Consider the following 7,506-nt stretch of genomic DNA (forward strand, 5'->3'; position numbering starts at 1 on the left):
TGCAATATTGATCGTAGCACCATCTGTCTCCGCACCAATCTTGATAGTCTTGCTGTCTGTATCCTGTTTAACTAGGCTATCACCTACAACCTTGGTAAGCTCTTTTTTTACATTTGTGATAGAAGTACCTACACCCTCAAAGGCGGAAGCTACATCAGGATATTCTTTGTTTTCTGTTTCGCCATCATCCTTAACGGACTTAACAGTGAATTTAGGAGCAGTCCATGCGCCACTTTCATATTTAGCGCCACCACCTAAATACTTAGCTATATTCGTGGCTACAATTGTAACATTTTGATTTGTAGTAAACAGCTGTGAGCCATTAACCGCTTCATCTGAATTTGCACTGAGATCGCCACCTAATAAACCGGAAATTTTCCGTTTCTCATTATCTTTATTCAGAATGCTGACTTCATTGCCACCAGTTCCTTTCCCAATGGTGATAACACCTGTTCCCCCTGCACGAAGACTACGCGCTAATCTATTTTCTTCTTCTTGTTCTTGCTTAACAAGGATACTATCTCTTACATCAGCAATTTCATTATTTGTTGCAAATAACTGTGAACCATTCACTGCTTGTTGTGAAGTCTCAGTGAGTGCCGCAGCCTTAACTTTCTTTATCTCTTTACCTCCAGCATCAATGCCCGCGGTCGTTATTTTCGGTCCATCAGTAATTACCAGACCTGTTGCATCTAAGGTATTCGTCCCTGCTTTTAAGCTCGTTAATACAACATCTTTAGCTAAATCAAATTTTACATTATTATCCTTATCGCCTTTTGTAATGTTAAGATTGGTACTGCCAGTGGAAAAATCTACTCCGCTATCCATAATGACTGTTTTAGCATCTTTTCCACCGACAGAGAGTTTCCAACCATTTTTTCTTACGACATCTTCTAAATCTTGCAATTGTCTTAGATTCACTGCGTCTGCATCTTCACTACCAGCCGCTACACCTGTAATTTGGCGCGTTTTTTTAGTATCAGCATCACCAACACTAACAGCACCTAATGTAGATTTCCAATAAGATACCTCATTCGTTGTAGGTCCCTGCAGCACAGAAGTATAACCCGGAACACCAGCAGCCCTATTGGCTACAGAATTGCTTCCTATAGCAACACCCCCTACTACCTTCACTTGCGATTTAAAGCCTAAAGCTGTACCGCTGTCCACCTCCACCCGTACAAAACGACCAACAGCAACCGCATCATTCTTTAGTGCCACTATATCTGCACCAACAGCAACGGATCCACCTCTATGGATCTCAGATTTAGAACCTATGATAACAGATGCCGCTAGCTTTTTATCTCCTTCAGCTAATACCGCCTTCGCTTTATAACCAATAACAACACTGTCCACGGTTTTCGCATCAATATCTTCACCAAAGATGACATTACTTCCCGATACATCACGTTGCATTCCCTCTGTTGAACCACTCCGTAAGATATTAGACACATTAATAATATCTGTATTTTCATCATCCTGTGCAAGCTGTTGGTTTAAAGAGCTATCAACCACAAATGACCGTGGACTGACGAGAGACTTTTTATATTGCCCTCCTGCATCTAGGGTTCTTGCCAATACATTTTTGCTATCCGCCATCAAAACATTCACGACAGGACTATAATCACTTACACCAGAGAGGGTTTTAGTTAAAAAATTTGCATAGTCATCGACAGCATTAATCTTTTCTAATCCCGCTTGATTGAGTGCTGTTAAATAATTGTCTTTTGAAACAGAAGAAGTATTCAAACCAGCAACAGAGATAATGCTTTGCGGATAAGAGACACCAGCACTGTTAACACCTTCGAGAAAGGTGTTTCTAAAATCAGGATTTGCTGAAAAAACAGGTGTAACATTCGATAAAAATGTAGCCGCTGTAGCCAATGAAAGAACTTTAACAAAAGAAAAACGAGAAAATTTTAAATCGCTCCCTACTAATTTTGTATATAATTTTTTCATAATGAACTCCCCAATGAAAAAATAACTATAACCACAAAAAAACACATTTAAACGCTACAAAGTTCTCTGAAATTGGTTTTTCTAAATATATTCAAAAGCTTAAGGACTGATTGAAAAGATAGAGAAGTTGATGTTTTGTAGTTAACGTGCTTTGTTCTCTTACCTTTCCTAAAAAGGTAAGTTTTCTTGTGGTGGTTGGTTTTTTTAATCTTTAAACCTGTTGGTTGTTTTTTGCAAGGGGTAGAATTGGTTTAGTATATTGTTTTTATAACTTCCTCCAGTAAAATTGAAATACATTTAAATATATACCTTTGTATTACTAGAAAGTTTTTTAATAGATTTTTAGAGAGTGGAAGATTTTTTAGATTTAAAAGTTAAAGCAGAAAATAATGGACTTATAATTTATGAAAAAACTCATTATCTTATTTTGAAATAAGAAGTTCATTTTGTTGAAATCGTCCGGTTTTTCTGTTTTTTAAACCTGTATTTATCGTTATAGCGCTTATCAATTTATATATATATGTATTTTTACATACGTAACAACAATTCACCCCTGCCTCATGAGACAGGGGTGAAAGGAATTTTTTATGTATTTTGTTTATTATCAATTCAATGTCATATTGAATCCCGCACCTACACCCCAGTGACCTCCAGAAGTTGTTGCGGATATGTTAGAGCGGTATTTTCCATTTTCTGAGGTGTAACCTGCACCAAAGGCAAATGCAGACTGACTACGCCATAAACCAGTACCAAATCCAACGCTTAATTTTCCAGGTGTATCATTGTAGCGTAAGTTAGACACCGCAAGACCAATAGCCGCTGCTTGTCTTGCCTCTTTTTTCACACTCTCAATACTATAGTTTAAAACATCAAACTTCATATCTGTATATTGCTTAGCCCGATCAACAGCATCATCAATCGCATCAATCACAATATTATTAACCCGTTGATCTGTATACTGCTTGGATTCATCAAGAATAATCTTCATCTGTTCTTTAGTATAATCATGAAGTTGACCACCATTTACAGCCTCTTTCGAACCTTTTTCAATTTTACCATCAGCTACATTATCAATCAGAACAGGTTCACTGGCATCCCCCCCCGCTAATGTGATTTTATTGGTTTTTTTGCCGTTTTCATCTCTATCATAACGAACAGCACCCTCTTCAATGTCGTCAACTCTATTATTGATGTTATCAACTTTGGCATCAATATTGAGAACGGTATCACCAATATCAGCAATCGTATTGGAAATGTTATCAACTCTGTTGGTAAGATGCTTAACATCTTTTTCAACACCAGTAATACGTTCATTGGTTTCCCAAAGTTGTCCACCATTAACCGCATCTTTCGAACCTTTTTCAACTTTACCATCAGCTACATTGATAATTTTATTCGGCTTTCCATCGCGACCGGCATCATAGGCTTTTTCTTTATCATTCCACTTTAAAACATCTGAATCGACCTTGTTGATAACATCATTAATACGGTTATTTATGTTTACCATACCGCCATTAACACCACCAATCGCCTCAGCAACATTATGGTGCTCTTTCTCAACAGTCGTACCATCAGCATTGACTTGAACAATCTTAAAAGTAGGATCTGTCCATTTGCCATTCTCATATTTGGCACCGCCACCGAAATAATTCGCAAGTTGGTTATTCATGGAATAAAGTTGGTTGCCCGTAATGGCATCTGTTGAACCTTGAGCAATCTCACCATCTAAAAGATACTTCAATTTGCTGTTTGTTTTCTGCCCATCTTTTTCATGACGTGCAACAAATGCTTCTTCTTCATCATCCCACAGTAAAGCATCTTTAGAGAAATTTTCAATTTTCTGATTAAACTCATTGGATACATTCGTTAAGCGTTGATTCACATCTTGAACATTATTATCAAGACCTGTTAAAGCATCACCAACATTGTAAAAATTAGCCTTCCCTACTTCACCACCTACAATAGCGGATAAAGTATATTTCAGCCCTTCAAAAGCACCGTTAATGAACTTTGCACCACCGCCAAAAAACTTTGCAATATCTGCTGATATTTTATTAATCTGACTACCATTGATTGCATCGTTGGAATTTTCAGAAATGCTACCATCTTTCACGTTACGAAGAGCCACTGGTCCGTTGTTCTTATCGCCGCCCAAAGTTACACTACCATAATTAACACTATTATCGTCATTCTTATCATAGAGAACCGCAGCAGCAGTTACTGTCTCAATATCTTTCGTAATATCCTTTATGCTTTTATCAAGTTGGTCTTTGTTAACAGCTTCATCCCCCTTCTCTGCTGCCTTAACACCAGAAATGGAACGTGCTACCTTAGCATATCCTGCAATATTGATTTCAGTACCAGCTGTTTTCGCACCAATGGTAATAATACCCGATGCACCTCCTTCTTGCTGAACTAAACTATTTTTTTCCAAATCAGAAATTTTATTATCAATCTTATTGATAGAAACATTCACACCAGTAAATGCATCTGTAACATTATTATATGCCTTATCCTGAATAAGGAAAGATGGTTCTATACCATTCAATACATCTGTACTACCACCAAAATATTTCGATGTATTTTGAGCAACCTTGAAGAACTGTGAACCATTTACTGCTTCTTTTGATGCTTGAGAGATTTCTCCATCTTTTATACCGGAAAGTGTTCTCTCTTGATTATCTTTATTTGCAATACTTATTTTTGTACCATCGGTTTCTTTACCAACAGTAATAAGACCGTCTTCTCCCTCCTGCTTCACAAGGCTATTTTTTGTTATATCAGAGATTTGATTGTGAATATTTGTGAAAGTATTGTTCACACCTTCAAAAGCATCAGCAACGTTTTGATAAGGCTTCTTAGAGACAGCACCATTATCGCCGATATGATAAACTCGGAAAGTAGGAGAATGCCATTCTCCATTTTTATCATATCCTGCTCCACCACCAAAATATTTAGCAACATCATTAAACCCACTGATCAAATTTTGATTAACAATCCTGATATTTGTATCAAGCCCTGACAAAGCCGATCCAACATCATTATGTTCTTTCTGTTTTACTGTACCATCTGCTTCAATAGTAGTTAAATTATATCTCGGTTTTCTAAAGACTCCATTCTCGAATGAGGTCCCACCACCAAAAAATTCAGCAACATTTTGGGATATTTTATTAATCTGGCTACCATTAATTGCATCATGCGATTGATCGGAAATCTCTCCATCTTTGACGTTATGAAGAGCAACTTGCCCGTTAACCTTATTATCTCCTAAAGTTACACTCTCATAATTGACAGTGCTATCATCATTTTTATCGTAAAAAACCGCAGAGGCACTTATATTCTCAATATTGTTGTTAATCTTTCCTATGCTTTCATCGAGTTGTTTTTTATTAACTGCTTCATCATCGTTCTCTGCAGCTTTCACGCCCGCGATAGTCCGAGCTCCTCCACTGCCTGTAATATCAATTTTCGTTCCACCTTTTTCCTTACCAATGGTGATATCCCCTTCATTTTCCTCTTGCTTGACAAGGCTATTTTTTGTCGCATTCGTAATCTGATTAGAAATCTCCGTGATAGAATTATTGACAGAACTAAAAGCAGAACTAACATCATTATGTGTAGTGCCCTGAATCGTATAGGTTGGCGCTTTACCGTTAGCTATATCTGTATCACCACCAAAATACTTCGATATATTTGTACTTATACCGTCAAAGCCATTACCCAACTTACTAATCTTTTGGTTAGTTTCATAGAGCTGCGAACCATTTACTGCATCCGTTGAATCTTCAGAAATGTCTCCATTCAAAAGAGAGGTAAGCTTGCTGTTTGTCTTCTGTCCTTCTCCGTGGAGAGCAACAAATGCCTGCTCATCATTACTCCACAACAAAGCGTCCCCTTTGACTTCTTGTGTAATATTCGTGATTTTTTCATTGACATCTTTTACCACATTCGTCAGATGCGTATTCACACTCTTCACATTTGCATCAAGACCACTCAAAGCTGAGCCAACGTCATGATAATTGGCTTTTGCCACCTGACCATCTTCAACAATAACAGATAAACTATAGTTTGGTCCTTTAAAAGCACCATTTTCGAACGAGGCACCACCACCAAAATAATTTGCTATATCTCCAGATATTTTNATCTTCAGCAATTTTCCCATCTTTAACATTATGAAGAGCAACGGGGACTTGGTTATCTACCCCACCTAAAGTTACGCTACCATAATTAACGGTACCGTTTTCTTTATCGTAGAGAACTGCAGCAGCACTTGTAAGATTAATATCATTAGAAATCTTCTCGATACTTTTATCAAGCTGGTCTTTGTTAACAGCTTCATTACCATTTACAGCTGCCTTCACACCAGAAATTATCCTATTTTCACCAGATTTGTTTGCAACATTGATTTTAGTCCCACCTGTTGCTTTACCAACAGTGATAGTACCTTCATTTTCCTCCTGCTTAACAAGGCTATTTTTTGTCGCATTCGTAATCTGATTTTGTATATTCGTGATAGAATTATCAACAGTACTAAAAGCAGATCCAAAATCATTATGTGGCTTACCCTGAATAGTGTAAGTGGGAGCCTTACCGTTAGATACGTCTGCACCACCACCAAAATACTTTGATATATTTTTAGCAATTGTTGTCAGATTATTTGTAACAGTGTTAACATTCTGATTAGTAGCAAAGAGCTGCGAACCATTTACTGCATCGGTTGAATCTTCAGTAATGTCTCCATTGGCAAGAAACTTAATTTTGCTATTGGTTTTTCCGTCTCCATGCTGTGCCACAAATGCCTGCTCATTATTGCTCCATAATAGAGAACCTTTAGAAATACCATCAATTTTCTGAGTAAACTCATTAGTAACATGCGTCAAACGACTATTTACATTTTTGACATTGTCATCAAGCCCTGTCAATGCTGAGTCAACATCAGTATGTACCTTCTGTCCTACAGTACCATCTGCAGAAACAGTAGATAAATTATATCTTGGTCCTAAAAAAGAACCATCTTGAAATACAGTCCCCCCGCCAAAAAACTTTGCAATATCTCCGGATATTGTATTAATCTGGCTACCATTGATAGCATCATGCGAATCTTTAGCAATTTTTCCATCTTTGACATTCAAAAGAGCAACTGCTCCTGTACTCTTACCGCCACCTAAAGTCACACTGTTATAATTAACACTGCTATCACCATTCTTATCGTAGAGAACTGCAAAAGCACCACCCTCCTTAATATTGTTAATAGTATCAGTAATAGTTGCAATTTCACCATCGAGTTGTTTTTTATTAACGGCTTCATTGTCTCTCTCTGCGGCCTTTACACCAGAAATACTACGGTCTCCCCCACTGCCTGCAACATCAATTTTCGTACCATCTTTTTCCTTACCAATGGTGATAAGTTTCTGTTCTTCATCCCATTTAACAAGACCATTTCCTGCTATTTGATTTTTTACTTCATTCAGCTGTGCAACATTAACCGCATCAGTCTCTGCACTCCCCGCTGCCACTCCATAAACTTGTTTATTACCAGCAAAAATA

The 7,506-nt window shown here is 37.4% G+C and carries 1 protein-coding gene and 2 pseudogenes; all 3 read right to left on the reverse strand.

Features of this window, described 5'->3' with window-relative positions; genetic code table 11:
- A pseudogene (locus ACFIME_RS05105) lies at window positions 1-1,959 on the reverse strand (hypothetical protein); the annotation flags it as partial.
- A 604-nt stretch (window positions 1,960-2,563) separates the two neighbouring features.
- Window positions 2,564-6,112 (reverse strand): Vomp family autotransporter, encoded by a 3,549-nt coding sequence (locus ACFIME_RS05110; protein ID WP_375684603.1) that lies wholly within the window; start codon window positions 6,110-6,112, stop codon window positions 2,564-2,566.
- Window positions 6,036-7,506, reverse strand: a pseudogene (locus ACFIME_RS05115) (hypothetical protein); the annotation flags it as partial. The gene ACFIME_RS05110 and the pseudogene ACFIME_RS05115, both read right to left, overlap by 77 nt.

This window comes from Bartonella sp. AP1QHHD (assembly GCF_042196265.1).
GTDB lineage: Bacteria > Pseudomonadota > Alphaproteobacteria > Rhizobiales > Rhizobiaceae > Bartonella.